At 63.5% G+C, this 15657-nt stretch carries 13 protein-coding genes; 8 read left to right on the top strand and 5 right to left on the bottom strand.

Annotation, left to right across the window (positions count from 1 at the left end; genetic code table 11):
* The first annotated feature begins 34 nt into the window (after positions 1 to 34).
* Positions 35 to 763, top strand: a complete 729-nt coding sequence (locus N8A98_RS06520; protein WP_262170082.1) for an SDR family oxidoreductase — start codon at positions 35 to 37, stop codon at positions 761 to 763.
* Between the two features lie 5 nt (positions 764 to 768).
* The gene (locus N8A98_RS06515; protein ID WP_262170080.1) at positions 769 to 2382 is read left to right on the top strand and encodes an FGGY-family carbohydrate kinase; all 1614 of its coding nucleotides are present in this window, start codon (positions 769 to 771) and stop codon (positions 2380 to 2382) included.
* Here the strand turns inward: N8A98_RS06515 and N8A98_RS06510 are convergent.
* From N8A98_RS06510 to N8A98_RS06500, 3 genes are all read right to left on the bottom strand, one after another.
* Positions 2379 to 3266 (bottom strand): flagellar motor protein MotB, encoded by an 888-nt coding sequence (locus N8A98_RS06510; protein ID WP_262170078.1) that lies wholly within the window; start codon positions 3264 to 3266, stop codon positions 2379 to 2381. The genes N8A98_RS06515 and N8A98_RS06510 overlap by 4 nt on opposite strands.
* 12 nt (positions 3267 to 3278) lie before the next feature.
* Entirely contained in the window at positions 3279 to 4142 is an 864-nt protein-coding gene (gene motA / locus N8A98_RS06505) for a flagellar motor stator protein MotA (protein WP_113121375.1), read from the bottom strand.
* 336 nt (positions 4143 to 4478) lie between these two features.
* Positions 4479 to 4670: a hypothetical protein gene (locus tag N8A98_RS06500; protein ID WP_262170075.1), complete on the bottom strand. Its 192-nt coding sequence runs from the start codon at positions 4668 to 4670 to the stop codon at positions 4479 to 4481.
* A gap of 413 nt (positions 4671 to 5083) precedes the next feature.
* Between N8A98_RS06500 and N8A98_RS06495 the strand changes: the two genes are divergently transcribed.
* Genes N8A98_RS06495 through mnhG form a run of 6 tightly spaced genes read left to right on the top strand, consistent with a single transcriptional unit; the run spans position 5084 to position 11108 of the window.
* Positions 5084 to 8020, top strand: coding sequence for a monovalent cation/H+ antiporter subunit A (locus N8A98_RS06495; RefSeq protein ID WP_262170073.1), 2937 nt, complete (start codon positions 5084 to 5086; stop codon positions 8018 to 8020).
* The gene (locus N8A98_RS06490) at positions 8020 to 8355 is read left to right on the top strand and encodes a Na+/H+ antiporter subunit C (protein WP_262170071.1); all 336 of its coding nucleotides are present in this window, start codon (positions 8020 to 8022) and stop codon (positions 8353 to 8355) included. Before N8A98_RS06495 ends, N8A98_RS06490 begins: the two co-directional genes overlap by 1 nt.
* On the top strand, positions 8355 to 9989 hold the full coding sequence (locus N8A98_RS06485) for a monovalent cation/H+ antiporter subunit D (RefSeq protein WP_262170069.1): 1635 nt from the start codon (positions 8355 to 8357) through the stop codon (positions 9987 to 9989). Before N8A98_RS06490 ends, N8A98_RS06485 begins: the two co-directional genes overlap by 1 nt.
* Positions 9986 to 10474 carry a Na+/H+ antiporter subunit E gene (locus N8A98_RS06480; protein WP_262170067.1) on the top strand — a complete coding sequence of 163 codons (489 nt, stop codon included), beginning with the start codon at positions 9986 to 9988 and terminating at the stop codon, positions 10472 to 10474. The genes N8A98_RS06485 and N8A98_RS06480 overlap by 4 nt, the downstream gene beginning before the upstream one ends.
* The gene (locus N8A98_RS06475; protein ID WP_262170065.1) at positions 10471 to 10752 is read left to right on the top strand and encodes a K+/H+ antiporter subunit F; all 282 of its coding nucleotides are present in this window, start codon (positions 10471 to 10473) and stop codon (positions 10750 to 10752) included. The genes N8A98_RS06480 and N8A98_RS06475 overlap by 4 nt, the downstream gene beginning before the upstream one ends.
* Positions 10749 to 11108 (top strand): monovalent cation/H(+) antiporter subunit G, encoded by a 360-nt coding sequence (gene mnhG / locus N8A98_RS06470; protein ID WP_113121370.1) that lies wholly within the window; start codon positions 10749 to 10751, stop codon positions 11106 to 11108. Before N8A98_RS06475 ends, mnhG begins: the two co-directional genes overlap by 4 nt.
* 3 nt (positions 11109 to 11111) lie before the next feature.
* On the opposite strand, the gene N8A98_RS06465 is transcribed toward mnhG, so the two are convergent.
* Together N8A98_RS06465 and N8A98_RS06460 are read right to left on the bottom strand one after the other, a co-directional pair.
* Positions 11112 to 14243, bottom strand: a complete 3132-nt coding sequence (locus N8A98_RS06465; protein WP_113121369.1) for an efflux RND transporter permease subunit — start codon at positions 14241 to 14243, stop codon at positions 11112 to 11114.
* A gap of 3 nt (positions 14244 to 14246) precedes the next feature.
* On the bottom strand, positions 14247 to 15452 hold the full coding sequence (locus tag N8A98_RS06460; protein WP_262170062.1) for an efflux RND transporter periplasmic adaptor subunit: 1206 nt from the start codon (positions 15450 to 15452) through the stop codon (positions 14247 to 14249).
* Positions 15453 to 15657 lie beyond the last annotated feature (205 nt).

Genomic DNA, 15657 nt, shown 5'->3' with positions numbered 1-15657 from the left:
GCCATCCCTCCCCAAAGCATTGAAAGACACGAAAATGGACCAGGATTTGTCAGGAAAAGTCGCCGCGATCACCGGCGCCGCCTCGGGGATCGGGCTGGAATGCGCCAAAGCCCTGGTGGGGGCCGGCGCCCAGGTCTTCTTCGTCGATCGCGCCGAAGATCGGCTGCGCGAAATCTGCGCTGAACTCGGCCCCCAGGCCATCCCGCTGGTCGTCAACCTGACCGAGCCGGCCAGCGTTGCCGGCATGCTGCCCGCGATTCTCGACAAAGCCGGCAAGCTCGACATTTTCCACGCCAATGCCGGCTCCTATATCGGCGGCGAAGTGGTCGATGGCGATCCCGATGCCTGGGACCGCATGCTCAACCTCAATATCAATGCCGTGTTCCGAACCGTCCACGCCGTGCTGCCGCATATGGTCGAGCGCAAGACCGGCGATATCATCGTCACCAGCTCCATAGCGGGCATGGTGCCAGTCGTATGGGAGCCGATCTATACCGCCTCCAAACACGCAGTGCAGGCCTTCGTGCATACAGTGCGGCGCCAGGTGTTCAAGCATGGCATCCGCGTCGGCGCGGTGCAGCCGGGGCCGGTGGTGACGGCTTTGCTCAGTGATTGGCCCAAGGAAAAGCTCGATGAAACCCTCGCCGCCGGCGGGCTGATCGAGCCGACCGAGATCGCCGCCGCCGTCATGTTCATGCTTACGCGGCCCCGCAACGTGACCATTCGCGACCTCGTCATTCTGCCCCACAGCACGGATCTGTAAAAAATATGGCCGAACACTTTATCGGCGTCGATGTCGGCACCGGCAGCGCCCGGGCCGGGGTGTTCGACGCCGATGGCATCATGCTGGCTTCGGCCAAACGCAATATCGCGCTTTATCTGGAAGCCGGCGACATTGCCGAGCAGTCCAGCGAGGATATCTGGCAAGCCGTCTGCGCCAGTGTGCGTGAGGCGATCGACATTGCGGGGATTGATCCCGCCTCCATCCATGGCATCGGCTTCGACGCCACCTGTTCGCTCGTCGTCCTGGGCGAAGGCGGCAAGCCACTACCCGTCGGTGCCTCCGGCGATCCCGACCGCAATATCATCGTCTGGATGGATCACCGTGCCCTCGGCCAGGCCGAGCGCATCAATGCCACGCGCCACACAGTGCTCGACTATGTCGGCGGCACCATCTCGCCCGAGATGGAAACTCCAAAGCTGCTCTGGCTGGCCGAGCACATGCCGCAGACCTTTGCGTCCGCCTGGCAATTCTTCGATCTGGCCGACTATCTGACCTGGCGCGCCACCGGGAGCCTGGCGCGTTCCATCTGCACGCTGACCTGCAAATGGACGTATCTGGGCCATGAAGGCCGTTGGGAGGCTGGCTATTTCGAGACCATTGGCCTCGGCAGTCTTGCTCTTGAAGGCTTTGCCCGCATTGGCACCCAAGTCGTGCCAGGCGGCACGGCGCTAGGGCAAGGGCTGTCACCTATCGCAGCTGAGGCTATGGGTCTTCCGTCAGGCATTGCCGTCGGCGCTGGCCTGATCGACGCCCATGCCGGCGGCATCGGCACGGTGGGCGCGCGGGGCGGGGCGGGCGATGTGCAGTCGCGCATGGCCTATGTGTTCGGCACCTCGGCCTGCACCATGGCCACCACAGCCCAACCCAGTTTCGTCCCCGGCGTCTGGGGCCCCTATTATTCGGCCATGATGCCGGGCCTGTGGCTCAATGAAGGCGGGCAATCGGCTGCCGGCGCCGCCATCGAGCAATTGACGCAATTCCATCCCGCCACGCCCGAAGCCAGCCGGACCGCTGCATCCGCGGGCCTGTCGCTGGTCGCCTGGCTCGCCGAAGAAGCCCAGCGCCGGGGCGGCGCCGCATCCGCACCCGCGCTGATTGGCGACATCCACGTCGTGCCCGAATTCCTGGGCAATCGCTCGCCCTTCGCCGACCCCGAAGCCAAGGCTGTGATCGCGGGCCTCGGCATGGACCGCAGCATGGATAGCCTGGTCGGCCTCTATCTCGCCGGTATAAGCGGTCTAGGCTATGGCGTCCGCCAGATCCTTGCCGCCATGGCGGAGCAGGGCACATCCATCGACACCATCGTCATCAGCGGCGGCGCCGGCCAGAGCGCCTTGGTCCGCCAGATATTGGCCGACGCCACCGGCATCACCATCGCCGCAACGCAGTCCGAAGAACCGGTGCTGCTGGGCTCTGCCATCCTGGGCGCGGTGGCCGCCGGGCGCTATGCCGATATCGGTGCCGCCATGCACGCCATGTCGCAAATCGGAGAAACCTATCGGCCCAGTCCTGACCTAGCCGCCTGGCACGAACGGCGACTGACAGCCTTCGCCGCGCTCCAACAGGTCGGACGAACCATCCGCCAGACTGCTTCTTAAAACGCCATATCCGGCGGCACCGGCGGCGCGTCATACAGCACGGTGATCTTCACCCGCTGATTGGCCGCCATATAGGGATCGTTGGGAAAGAACGGGTCCGAGGTCGAGCGGCCGGTGACGGCTTCGATACGGTCATCGGCCAGCCCGAATTCGCTCAGGATCGAGCGCACCACATTGGCGCGGTCGCTCGACAGGTCCCATGGGCCATAGCGCGGATTGCTGAACACCCCGCCGGCGGCGGTATGCCCGGAAATGCTGATCTGGTTGGGCAATTGCTGCAGGATCGGCGCGATCGCGGCTATGGCCTTGCGCGTCAGCTCGAAGGGAAACTTCGAGCCTTCGGGGAACATCGGGCGGCCTTCCTGATCCACGATCTGGATATTGAGCCCCTCCGGCGTTTCCTCGACCAGCAGATTGTCGGCAATCTCGGTAATGTCGGGCATAGCCTGCCAGGCCTGCCTGATGCTGGCGGCGGCGCTGTGAAAGGCCCGGCTCTGGCTGGCCTTGATATCGGCCTGCGCCTGGCTCTGGCTAGACGCGTTTGCTGCGCCGCTCTCCACACTGTCCTGCGGCTTGGGCGCATCGGCCTTGGCCTCGGTCGAGACACTGCCCGACATTTGCGCGCCGGCGCTGTCCATGGCCGTACCGCCCATCACCCCGCCCGAGCCGCTATTGCTGGCGCTGATATTGGGCGGCGCGAAATAATCGGCCAGGCCCTGCTTTTGCTCGGGCGTCGTCATGCTGATCAGCCAGAGCAGCAGGAAGAAGGCCATCATCGCGGTCACGAAATCCGCATAGGCAATCTTCCAGGCGCCGCCATGGTGGGCGTGTGCGACCTTCTTGACCTTCTTGATGATGATCGGGCGGTTGCTGTAATCGGCCATTTATGTCTCCGCCTAGATCGCCGCCGGTAGGGCGGCCGTTGCGGCATCCACTTCGGCAAAGGTCGGCCGATTTTCCGACATCAGCATCTTGCGGGCAAATTCGATCGCCATCACCGGTGGATTGCCGGCGACATGGGCCAGCAGCCCCGTCTTGAGCGACAAGAAATACTTGTCTTCCGATTCATAGATATTGCGCAGCGATTGGGCGAAGGGTGCAAAAAACCCATAGGCCACGAACACGCCAAAGAACGTGCCCACCAGGGCGCCGCCAATCATATGGCCCAGCACTTCAGGCGGCTCGCTGATCGCGCCCATGGTGTGGATCACACCCAAAACGGCCGCAACGATGCCCAATGCCGGCGTGCCGTCGGCCAGCGCCTGCACGGCCCCGACCACCCGGTGGCGCTCCTGATGATGGGTCTCGAGTTCCTCATCCATCAAGGCTTCCATTTCATGCACGTTGTTGGTGCCCAGGGTCACCATGCGCATGTAGTCGCAGACGAATTCCACCGCGTGGTGATTGCCGGCAAAGGTGGGGAAGCGGTTGAACAGCGTCGATTCACGCGGATTTTCGATATGCTGCTCGATAGCGAGCACGCCCTTGGCCTGGATCAGCTTGAACAGGGTGAACTGCATGCCCAGCAGCTCCACATAGGCCGCCTTGTTATAGCGGGCGCCCTTGAACAGGGTGCCGAGCGAGCCCAGCGTCTGCTTCAGCACCGGCCCGGTATTGCCGATGATGAAGGCGCCGATGGCCGCGCCCAGAATGATCACGAATTCGAATGGTTGAAACAGCACGGCCATGTGGCCGCCAATGGCTGCAAATCCACCCAGCACGCTGCCGATGACGATAACGATGCCGATAATGAGGCGCATTCGATCAGTAACTCACTCTCAGAAACTCACCCGAGGGGTCGCGATGCGCATGTGTGAGCAGGATTTTGGCCGATGCCCCGCAACGCGCTTGTCAGCTAGCCCTCAAATGAATTGCATTTCCCCAAATCCCCGCGCGCAATTTTAGCAATCGCCCGCGGCGCAATCGTCGCGGCTGGCCTGCCATGTCGCAAAACGCGGCAAGGCCAAGCCCGCCCAGTTCAATATGGGCGCGCTTAAACCGGCCCGAGGGCCACTATCGGATGATTGGGCTTAATATCCCGTATATCTGCATTTTCTGCAGGCCAGCATCAGCCGAATACCGACTGGTCCTGAGGCCTACTGGGTCGGCCGCAAATCGCTCTCGCTGACGATGCGCAGATGGCTCTCGGTCTTGGCCTGCACCTTGTACTGCACGACGTGGCCTTCAAAGGGCAGTAGGGCGACGATCTTGCATTCCCCGGCCCGGCGCGAGCTGCTGCCATGGCTGGGCAGAAGGTCGAGGACCTCACCGATCTTGAATTTGTGCATGTCGGCTTGGACTCCAATGGGTGCCGTGCGGCTACCCGCAGCGCTGTTGTGTGACGATCGGCTGGTCCATGGCGCTTTGCCAAGGGCCGCGCCGGAATGCCCGGCAGGTTCCCCGCGGCAAGATGCACTGCGGGGTCGAGAACGTTCGCAAGTTTTAAGGATCGCTAAACAACCGGCATGCCGGCAGCATCAGGTCGCCAATGATGGCTGAAAACGTCCCCGATTATGCGCCGCCAGCCGGTGCATTGCAAGGTAAGCGCAATCTTGCCCCGATCTTATGGCGCCGCGCCGCACAAAAGAAAAACCGGCCGCGACAAATTTGGGAGTTGCGCGGCAGTAGATTCATAGGCGAAACAAGAACCTGCGGCCCGGAGCCGTCCCATCCACCTTTTTCATGAGTGTGCCACGCGACAATGGCGTCTTCGATATTCCTGATCGCAATTGTTGTTGTGCCCTTCATTGCCAGCCTTGTGGCGGCCCTGTTGCCGCAATCTGCGCGCAATGCCGAAGCCTGGCTCTCCGCCGCTGTCGCTATATTTGGCCTCGCCGTTACCATCTGGCTGTATCCCCAGGTCACCGATGGCGGCGTGCTGCGCCAGGAAATCTCCTGGATTCCCGAGCTTGGCCTTAATCTCATCTTCCGCATCGATGGCTTTGCCTGGCTGTTCTGCCTGCTGATCACCGGCGTCGGGCTCCTGGTCGTGCTCTATGCGCGCTATTACATGTCCCCCAAGGACCCGGTGCCGCGCTTCTTCGCGTTTTTCCTCGCCTTCATGGGCTCGATGCTGGGCGTGGTGCTGTCGGGAAATCTCGTGCAGCTCGTGGTGTTCTGGGAACTCACCAGCATCACCTCGTTCCTGCTGATCGGCTATTGGTTTCACCTGGTTCAGGCCCGTGACGGCGCCCGCATGGCGCTGACCGTCACCGGGCTGGGTGGGCTGGGCCTATTGCTGGGCATGCTGATCATCGGCCATATCGTGGGCAGCTACGATCTCGATGTCGTGCTGGCCTCGGGCGATCTCATCAAATCGCACCCGCTCTATGTGCCGGCTCTGCTGCTGGTGCTGCTGGGCGCCCTGACCAAAAGCGCCCAATTCCCCTTCCAGTTCTGGCTGCCCCACGCCATGGCAGCGCCCACCCCGGTTTCGGCCTATCTGCACTCGGCCACCATGGTGAAGGCCGGCGTATTCCTCCTGGTCCGCTTCTGGCCGGTCATGGCGGGCACCGATGCCTGGTTCTGGATCGTCACCTTTGCCGGCCTCACCACGCTGATGCTGGGCGCCTATATCGCCATCTTCCAGACCGATCTCAAAGGCCTGCTCGCCTATTCGACCATCAGCCATCTGGGCCTGATCACGACGCTTTTGGGCATGAGCAGTCCGTTGGCCGCCGTGGCCGCGATCTTCCACATCGCCAATCACGCTACCTTCAAGGCCTCGCTGTTCATGGCCGCCGGCATTATCGACCATGAGACCGGCACGCGAGACATCAGAAAGCTCAGCGGCCTCTTCCGCTTCATGCCGTTCACGGCGACCCTGGCCATGGTTGCCAGCGCCGCCATGGCCGGCGTGCCGCTGCTGAACGGGTTCCTCTCCAAGGAAATGTTCTTCACCGAAACGGCCCTGCGCGACGCCAATCCCTTCGTCAATCTGGCCCTGCCGATCGGCGCCACCATCGCGGGCATGTTCAGCGTCGTCTATTCGCTGCGCTTCGTGCATGGCGTATTCTTCGGCCCCGCCCCGACGGGGCTTGATCGCGTGCCGCATGAGCCGCCCGCATTGATGCGCCGGCCCATCGAAATCCTGGTCCTGCTTTGCCTCTTGGTCGGCATCATTCCTGGCATCACCATCGCGCCATTCCTCGCCGCAGCCGTAGTCTCGGTGGTCGGCCCCGACACACCTTATTACAGCCTATCGATCTGGCACGGATTCAACATCCCGCTCGCCATGAGCGCCATCGCCCTGGTCGGCGGCGTGCTGCTGTATCTGGCGCTCTACAAATATCTGGCGCGCGGCATTGAAGGCCCCCCGCTGATCCGCAATCTCAAGGGGCAGCGCATTTTCGAGCGCGTGCTGGTCACCATTTCCTGGAAATGGGCCAAGGCACTGGAAAAACTTCTCGGCACGCGCCGCCTGCAGCCGCAACTGGCTCTGCTGGTGGCCCTGGCCGTCATCGCTGCCGCCATTCCCCTGTCCGCCGGCGTCGGGCAATTGGCCCTGCCGCCCACCCCGTTCGATCCGGCTTTCGCGCTGGTCTGGGGCGTGGGCATTGTCTGCGCCATTGCCGCGACCTATCAGGCCAAGTTCCACCGTCTGGTGGCGCTGGTGTTGCTGGGTGGCGCGGGGCTGGTCACCTGCATCACCTTTGTCTGGTTCTCCGCGCCCGATCTGGCGGTCACCCAATTGCTGGTCGAGATCGTCACCACGGTGCTGATCCTGCTCGGTCTGCGCTGGCTGCCCAAGCGCGTCGAGTTCGACAGCGACGATACGCTCTCGCGCAAGGCCCGCTTCCGCCGCATCCGAGATCTGGGCCTCGCCATCGTGGCCGGTTGCGGCATGGCGCTGATGTCCTATGCCATCATGACGCGGCCCGCAGGGCAGGGGATTGGCGACTTCTTCCTCGAAAATTCCTACAAGCTCGGCGGCGGCACCAATGTGGTCAATGTCATGCTGGTGGATTTCCGCGGCTTCGACACCTTTGGCGAAATCACCGTGCTCGGCATTGTGGCGCTCACCGTCTTCGCCCTCTTGCGCCGCTTCCGTCCGGCTTCCGATTCCATCGAAAAGCCCGAGCAGCAACGCATCCAGAACGCCTTCGACGATCAGCGTCCCGATCGCAATTCCGGCGACACGATCAACGAATATCTGATGATCCCCGCCGTCATCATGCAATGGCTGTTCCCGGTCATCATCGTGCTGGCGCTGCATATCTTCATGCGCGGCCATGACCAGCCCGGCGGCGGCTTCGCCGCGGGGATCATCATGTCCATCGGCTTCATCCTGCAATATATGGCCGGCGGCACCCGCTGGGTGGAAGAACGCCTGCGGATCCTGCCCATCCGCTGGATCGGCATGGGCCTGCTGATCGCGCTGGCCACGGGCCTGGGCTCCTGGCTGTTCGGTTATCCCTTCATGACCACGGCCTTCCAATATGCCGAAATCCCCTTTATCGGCCGGGTGCCCATGGCCTCCGCGCTGATCTTTGATCTGGGGGTCTTTACCCTCGTCGTCGGTGCCACCGTCCTCATCCTGATCGCGCTCGCCCACCAATCGGTCCGCGCTCCCCGCGTCTCGCGGCGGCCGGCCGTGGTGCGCGAGGAAGCGCCGCCCAAGCCGGAGGAGGTCCGCTGATGGAATTGATCCTGGCCATCGCCATCGGCGTGCTCACCACTTGCGGGGTGTGGCTGCTGCTGCGCCCCCGGACCTTCCAGGTCATTGTGGGACTGTCGCTGATTTCCTATGCGGTCAATCTCTTCATCTTCGGCATGGGCCGCCTCCGTATTGATGCAGCGCCCGTGGTCGAGGGCGGGTTGGTCGACCCTGCCAATTACACCGACCCGGTGCCCCAGGCCCTGGTGCTCACCGCCATCGTCATCGGCTTTGCCATGACGGCGCTCTTCCTCGTCGTGCTCTTGGCCGCGCGCGGCTTTACCGGCACCGACCATGTCGATGGGCGGGAACGCTGATGCATTTTCTGCTCGACCACCTCGTCATCCTGCCCATCCTGTTGCCGCTGGCGACCGGGGCCATCCTGCTGTTCATCGATGACCGGCTGCGCCCGGTCAAAGCCGCGATCAACTTCGCCTCCACTGTGCTGCTGCTGATCCTCGCCATCCTGCTGGTGCGTCACGCCGCCGAAGCCGGGCAGGCGGGCGGGGTCGGCAACGCCACCTATCCGCTGGGCAATTGGCCGGTGCCCTTCGGCATCGTGCTCGTGGCCGACCGGCTCTCGGCGCTGTTGGTATTGCTGACCGCCATTCTGGGCCTTTGCGCTCTGGCCTTCTCGCTGGCCCGCTGGCATGCCGTCGGCCCCAGCTTCCATACTCTGTTCCAATTCCTGCTCATGGGCCTGTGCGGCGCCTTCCTCACCGGCGATCTGTTCAATCTCTTCGTGTTCTTCGAAGTGCTGCTGGCCGCCTCCTATGGCCTCGCCTTGCACGGTTCGGGTTCGGCCCGCGTTCGCGCCGGCCTGCACTATATCGCCATCAATCTGGCCGCCTCCTCGCTGTTCCTGATCGGCGCGGCTTTGATTTACGGCGTCACCGGCACGCTCAACATGGCCGACATCGCCGCCCGCGTGGCCCACGTGGCCGATGCCGATCGCGGCCTGCTCGAAGCCGGTGCCGGCATTCTGGGCATTGCCTTCCTGGTCAAGGCCGGCATGTGGCCGCTCGGCTTCTGGTTGCCCAATACCTATGCCGCGGCCAGCGCTCCGGTCGCGGCGCTGTTTGCCATCATGACCAAGGTCGGCATCTATGCGGTGCTACGGCTGTCCCTCCTGGTCTTCGGGGATCAGGCCGGCGTTTCGGCCGGCTTCGGACACGCTTTCCTGCTCTATGGCGGCATGGCCACCATCGCCTATGGCGCCATCGGCGCCCTCGCCGCCCAGTCCACCGCGCGCCTCTCGGGCAATCTCGTGCTGATGTCTTCCGGCACGCTGCTCGCCGCCATCGGCTTCGGCAATGCCGGGGTGGTCAGCGGCGCGTTGTTCTATCTGGTCAGCTCGACCCTGGCGATCTCGGCGCTGTTCCTCCTCGTTGAGCTGCTCGAACGCATCCGCGTCGAAGGCGCCGATATTCTGGCCGTCACCATGGAAGCCTATGGTGACGATGACGAGGAAGACGAAGAGCAGGAGGTCGGCGTCGTCATTCCCGGCGCACTTGCCGTGCTCGGCATCAGCTTTGCCGTCTGCGCCCTGGTCCTCTCGGGCCTGCCGCCGCTCTCGGGCTTCATTGCCAAATTCGCGATGATCTCGCCCATGTTCAATCCGCAGGGACTGGCGACGGTCAACGAGATTTCCGCCTCGGCCTGGTGGCTGGCGGGCCTCCTGATCTTCTCCGGCTTTGCCGCACTGATCGCCCTCACCCGCACCGGTATCAACACCTTCTGGGCTACGGTCGCGGAAGGCCCGGCCGCCGTGCGCGTCATCGAAATTTTGCCGGTCGTTGTCCTGCTCGGCCTCTGCGTCGTCATGGTCGTGCTGGCCGGCCCGATCATGACCTATCTCGAAGCCGCCGCGAATGCCCTCCATGCCCCCGCCGGCTATATCGCCGATGTGCTGGGCGCTCCAGTCGTGGTCGACCTAGGGGCCAAGCCATGAAACGCGTTCTGCCCTATCCGCTGCTCTTTGTTGGCCTGCTGCTGATGTGGCTGCTGCTGCAGCAATCGCTCGGCCTCGGCCACATCCTGCTCGGCGGCCTCATAGCCTTCGGCGCCACCCACGCCATGGCGGCATTGCAACCTGAGCGCCCCAAAATCCGCCGCCCCGGCAAGATCGTCAAGCTGATCGTTCTGGTGCTGGCCGATGTCGCCCGGTCCAATCTGGCGGTTGCCGGGATCATCCTGCGCGGCCGGCGCGACGAGCATAAATCCGGTTTCCTGCTGTTGCCGCTCGAGCTCAAGGACAAAAGCGGTCTCGCCGTGCTGTCCTGCATCGTCACGGCAACGCCCGGCAGCGCCTGGCTGGAATATGATCCGGTCGGCAGCACCGTTTTGGTGCATGTGCTCGACCTGATCGACGAGCAGGAATGGATCGACACCATCAAGCACCGCTACGAGGCGCTGCTGCTGGAGATTTTCCAATGAGCGCTGCCATCCTGTTTTGGACATTGACGACGGCCCAGGTCATGCTGGCTCTGGCCATGGTCGCCACCATCTACCGGGTCATCAAGGGCCCCCGCGCCCAGGACCGCATTGTCAGTCTCGACGCGCTCTATGTGAACGCCATGCTGCTGCTGGTCGTCTTCGGCATTCGCTATGGCACCTCGGTCTATTTCGAGGTCGCGCTGATCATTTCCCTGCTCGGCTTTGTCGGCACCGTGGCGCTGGCCAAATTCCTCATGCGTGGCGAGGTGATCGAATGATCCCCGACGATCTGCCGCTCTGGCTGGCCATTCTGGTCGGTATCTGCGTATTGGCCGGCGCCTTCCTGACCCTGGTGGGCGCCATTGGCCTCGCGCGGTTTTCCAGCTTTTACGAACGCGTGCACGCACCCACTTTGGGCACCAGTCTCGGCACGGGGTTCATCCTGCTCGGCTCGGTGCTCTATTTCACCATCACCGGCCAGCGCCTGTCGGTGCATGAAGTGCTGATCTTCATTTTCGTCTCGGTCACCACCCCGGTAACGCTGATGCTCCTGGCCCGCGCCGCCCTCTATCGCGACCGCGAGGAGGGGACGGGCGCGGTGCCGCCGTCACGTTTCGGGCGCGACGACGGCTAGCCATTACTCCGCAGGTGCGTGCTTGGCTTCCGCATCATCCGGCGCCTTGGGCAGGAACCGGCGGGTAAAGTGGCTGAAGCTGTCGATATAGGTCAGCATCACCGGCACCACGACCAGCGTCAGCGCCGTCGAGCTCAGCAGCCCCCCGATCACCGCATGTGCCATGGGCGCATTCTGCCCGCTGCCTTCATGCAGGCTCAGCGCCAGCGGCAGCATGCCGAAGATCATCGCCAGCGTCGTCATGATGATCGGCCGGAAACGGGTGGCCCCCGCCTCGACCAGCGCCTCATAGAGGTTCCAGCCTTCGCGCACATGCTGGTTGGCATTGTCGACCAGCAGGATGGCGTTCTTGACCACGAGGCCCATCAGCATGATGAAGCCGATGGCCGAGAACATGTTGAGCGTCGAGCCGCCCACCAATAGCCCCAGCATCACCCCGATCAACGCCAGCGGCAACGACACCATGATGGCAATGGGCTGCAGGAAGCTGCCGAACTGGCTGGCCAGCACCAGATAGATGAAGATCACCGCCAGCAGCAGCGCCGATCCGGCGGCCCCCGCCGTCTCGTTCAGTTCCTCCACGTCACCGCCCATCGAGGTGCGGTAGCCCACCGGCATTTCGACACTATCCACCGCCGCCTGCAGCGCCGCCGTCACCGAGCCCAGTTCCACCCCGGACAGGTTGGCCGTGACGCTGACCTGCCGCGACAGGTCCCGCCGCAGGATTTCCCCTGGCCCTTCCGATTGCACGATCTGCGCCACCTGGTCGAGCCGCACCATGGCATTGGAGCCGGTGGCCCCGCTCTGGGTGATGGGGAGCGAACCCAGCGTCTCGACATCGTCACGCGCCCATTCGGGCAGCCGCACGGTCACGGTATAATTGTCGCCATTGGGCGCGGTCCAGTCGGTCACTTCCTCCCCACCCAGCATGGGCCCGAGCGTCGCGCCGATCTGTTGCAGGTTGACGCCAAGATCGCTGGCCCGGTCCCGTTCGATCCGCACGCCCAGCACCGGCTGGGCATCGTCGAGGCTGGATTTGACGTCGATCAGCCCGTCGATCGCCTCGAGCTTGGCCATCAATTGCCGCGCCAATTGGTCGAGCACGGTAAAATTGTCGCCATACATGATTATCGAAATGGGCGCCGAAACCCCGCCGCCCAACCCGCCTGCGGCACCCACACTGGTCTCCACACCGGGGATTTGCTGCAGCGCCAGACGAACCGGCTCGGTCATCTGCACCGGACTGCGGCTGCGCTCGGCCTTTTCGACCATGGTCACGACAATGGTCGCCTTGTTGTCGCCCGTCGTCGTGCCCGCATTGATCGTGGCATAGGTGCCCGCAACTTCCGGGAAGCGCTTGAGCGTCGCGTCGATCTGGCGGACCTTGCTGGCCGTGTAGTCGATGGACGAGCCCGTCGGCGTTTCGATATCGACCTGGAATTCGCCATTATCCGTCGCCGGCACGAATTCGACGCCCACCAGCGGAAACAGGAAGAACGTGCCGATAAACGAAGCGACCGCAATGGCTAGCGTCGTCTTGCGGAATTTGAGGCACCAGCGCAGCACGCCCCGATAGCCTTCCCCGATCCACTGGAAGAAGCGATCGAACTGCGCCACCGCCCGGCCGATAGGGCCACGCTTGGCATCGGGATGGGCAGCCGGATCGTACCAGACACTGCTCATCATCGGATCGAGTGTGAAGGCGACGAACAGCGAGATCAGCACGGCCACCGAAACGGTGACGCCGAACTGCAGGAAGAAGCGCCCCAAAATCCCTTCCATAAAGGCGACCGGCAGGAACACCGCGACGATCGACAGCGTGGTCGCCAGCACGGCGAGGCCAATTTCATTGGTGCCATCGAGCGCCGCCTGCCGGTGCGACTTGCCCATATGCAGGTGCCGCATGATGTTCTCGCGCACCACGATGGCATCGTCGATCAGAATGCCGACCGCCAGCGACAGCGCCATCAGCGTCATCATGTTGAGCGTGAAGCCCAGGAAATACAGCACGATCATCGCCCCGATGATCGAGATCGGCAGCGTCAGCCCCGTGATGACGGTGGAGCGCCACGAATTGAGGAACAGGAAGACGATGAACACGGCCAGCACCGCGCCTTCGATCAGCATGTTCTGCACCGCATGGAAGGAATCTTCCACCGGCACGGCATTGTCCCGCACGATTTCGAGCCGCACATCGTCCGGCAATTCATCGGCCTGCATGCGGGCGATCGCCGCGCGCACATCCTCGGCCACGCCGACCGTATTGGCGCCCTGCGTCTTGACCACATCGATGGCCAGAGCCGGCTGGCCATTGAGCAGCGCCATGCTGGTAATGTCGGCCTGGCCATCCTCGATGGTTGCCACGTCACGCAGATAGACCGCCTGGCCGCCCTGGCGCGCCACGATGATGTCGAGGAAATCATTGGCCTGCTCGATCCGGCCCTCGACCTGGATCGACTGCACCTGGTTGCCCTGGGTCAGCGAGCCCGCCGGCAGGTTCTGGTTTTCCTGATCCAGCGCCTGGATGACTTGGCTCACGCCCACATTGAACGCGTTGAGCTTGTCCGGATCGACCAGCACATTGAGCTGGCGCGGCACTCCGCCCACCACGGTGGCGCGGCCGACCCCGGAAATATTGGACAGCCGGGCGACGATCACATCCTCGGTCAACGCCGTCAGGTCGCGCGGCGACAGCGTTTGCGAGCTGACCGCCACCGAAATCACCGGCAATTCGGCCGGATCGAAGCGCAACACCTGGGCATCGCCCGCATTGTCGGGGAAACCCGCCTCGACAGTCGCCAGCCGGTCGCGCACATCCTGCGCCGCGGCCTGCGAATTGACGCTCATATCAAAAAAGATGAGCACCATGGCCTGGCCGGACTGCGAAGTGGACTGGATATTATCCAGTCCGCCAATCGTATTCACCGCCTCTTCGATCGGCTTGACGATGTCGTTTTCCACCGCCTCCGGCGAGGCGCCGGGATAGCTGACCACCACGGCGACCACGGGGAAGTCGATATTGGGCAATTGCTCGATCGGCAGCCGCTGATAGGAGTAGATGCCGAACACCAGCATGGCCACCATGATCATGGTGGCAAAGACCGGGTGATTGACGCTGATACGGGTGAGGAACATGGATCAGTTCTCCACCATCTCGATGCGATCGCCCGGCTCCAGCTGGGTCAGCACGGCCGTGACAATGATGTCGCCGGCGCTGATCCCCGAAGTGATCTCGATCAGTCGTCCCGCGCTCCACTCGCTGCCCTTTTCCACGCCCTGGCGAACAACACTGTCCCCCTCCACCTTGAGCACATAAAAGCCCTCGGCATCCTCGCGCACTGCCCCGCTGGGCAGCGCCAGCGCATCGGGCTGTTCGACTACCGTGATCTGGCCGACTGCGAACATGCCGCCGCGCAGCACCCCGTCGGCATTGTCCAGCGTGATATAGACCGGGATTGTCCGCGTGCCGGCGGCAGCCACCGGATTGACCCGCTCCACCTTGCCCTCGAAGGTGCGATTGGCAATGCCTTCCACCGATACGGCGACGCTCTGCCCGGGCTTGACCAATGCCCCGGCACTGACCGGCGCTGCTGCCGTCAGCTCGATCGTGGTGAGATCGACGATGGTGAAAACGGCCGTGCCCTGCGCCACCATCTGACCCGGCTCGACACTGCGTTCCGAAACGATGCCGGTCATCGGTGCCTTGATGGTGGCGTTCTGCACGCCAATGCGCGCCGCTTCCACCTGACCCTCGAGCGCCGCAAGATTGGCGCGCAGGGCATCAACGCTCGATTGCGCCTGTTCCAGCCCCGACGAAGCGGTTAAGCCGCGCTCGATCAGATCGGTGGTCCGCAAGAGTTGGCTTTCGGCCAGCACCAGTTGGGCCCGCGTAGCCGCCGCCGTGCTGGTCTGCTGGTCGAGCTGGATGCGCAGGCTTTCGGTATCGAGCTGCACCAGCACATCGCCCTCGTTAACCGCATCGCCCGGCCGCGCCATCACGGCCACGGCGCGCGCCGAAACCTGTGAGGCCACCTGCGTCTGCCGCTGCGGTCCCAGCGAGCCGGTGACCTTGACCTGCTGCGCCAGGGTCTGCGGCGCCACACTGGTGACCTCGGATGTGGTGACCTGCATCACCGTCTCGGCAGCAGCGGTTTCCACCGGCGCTTCGGGCGGCGGCTGCAGCATGTTGAACGCGATGAAGGCGACTATCGCCAGCACCACGAGCGCCAGCAGGATCCATGGCCAGCGGCGGCGGCGCGGTTTCTCACCGGCCGCGATCCGCGCTGCATTGGCTTTGTCGTGTTTGCTCTGTGCCCATTCGGGCTTGGCGGCGGGAGCGGTCATGGCTGGACACCGTCTGGTTTATGGGCCGGCTCGTCAGTGCAATGGCTGGCCTGTTGGCAAAAAATCGGCTGATCAGAAATAGCGGTCGGCAAGCTTGCGGCCTGACGCGTCGCCGGACCCTCCTCTCGGCAAACAACAATGTCAGCACCTGCCTTGATACAGGCGGCCTGATCGTTTCGATGAGGCAACTATAATGCGATTTGCC

This window comes from Devosia neptuniae (assembly GCF_025452235.1).
In the GTDB taxonomy this organism is placed as follows: Bacteria; Pseudomonadota; Alphaproteobacteria; order Rhizobiales; family Devosiaceae; genus Devosia.
The sequence above is the reverse complement of the archived record's forward strand: the minus strand, read 5'-3'. Positions and strand labels throughout refer to the sequence as shown.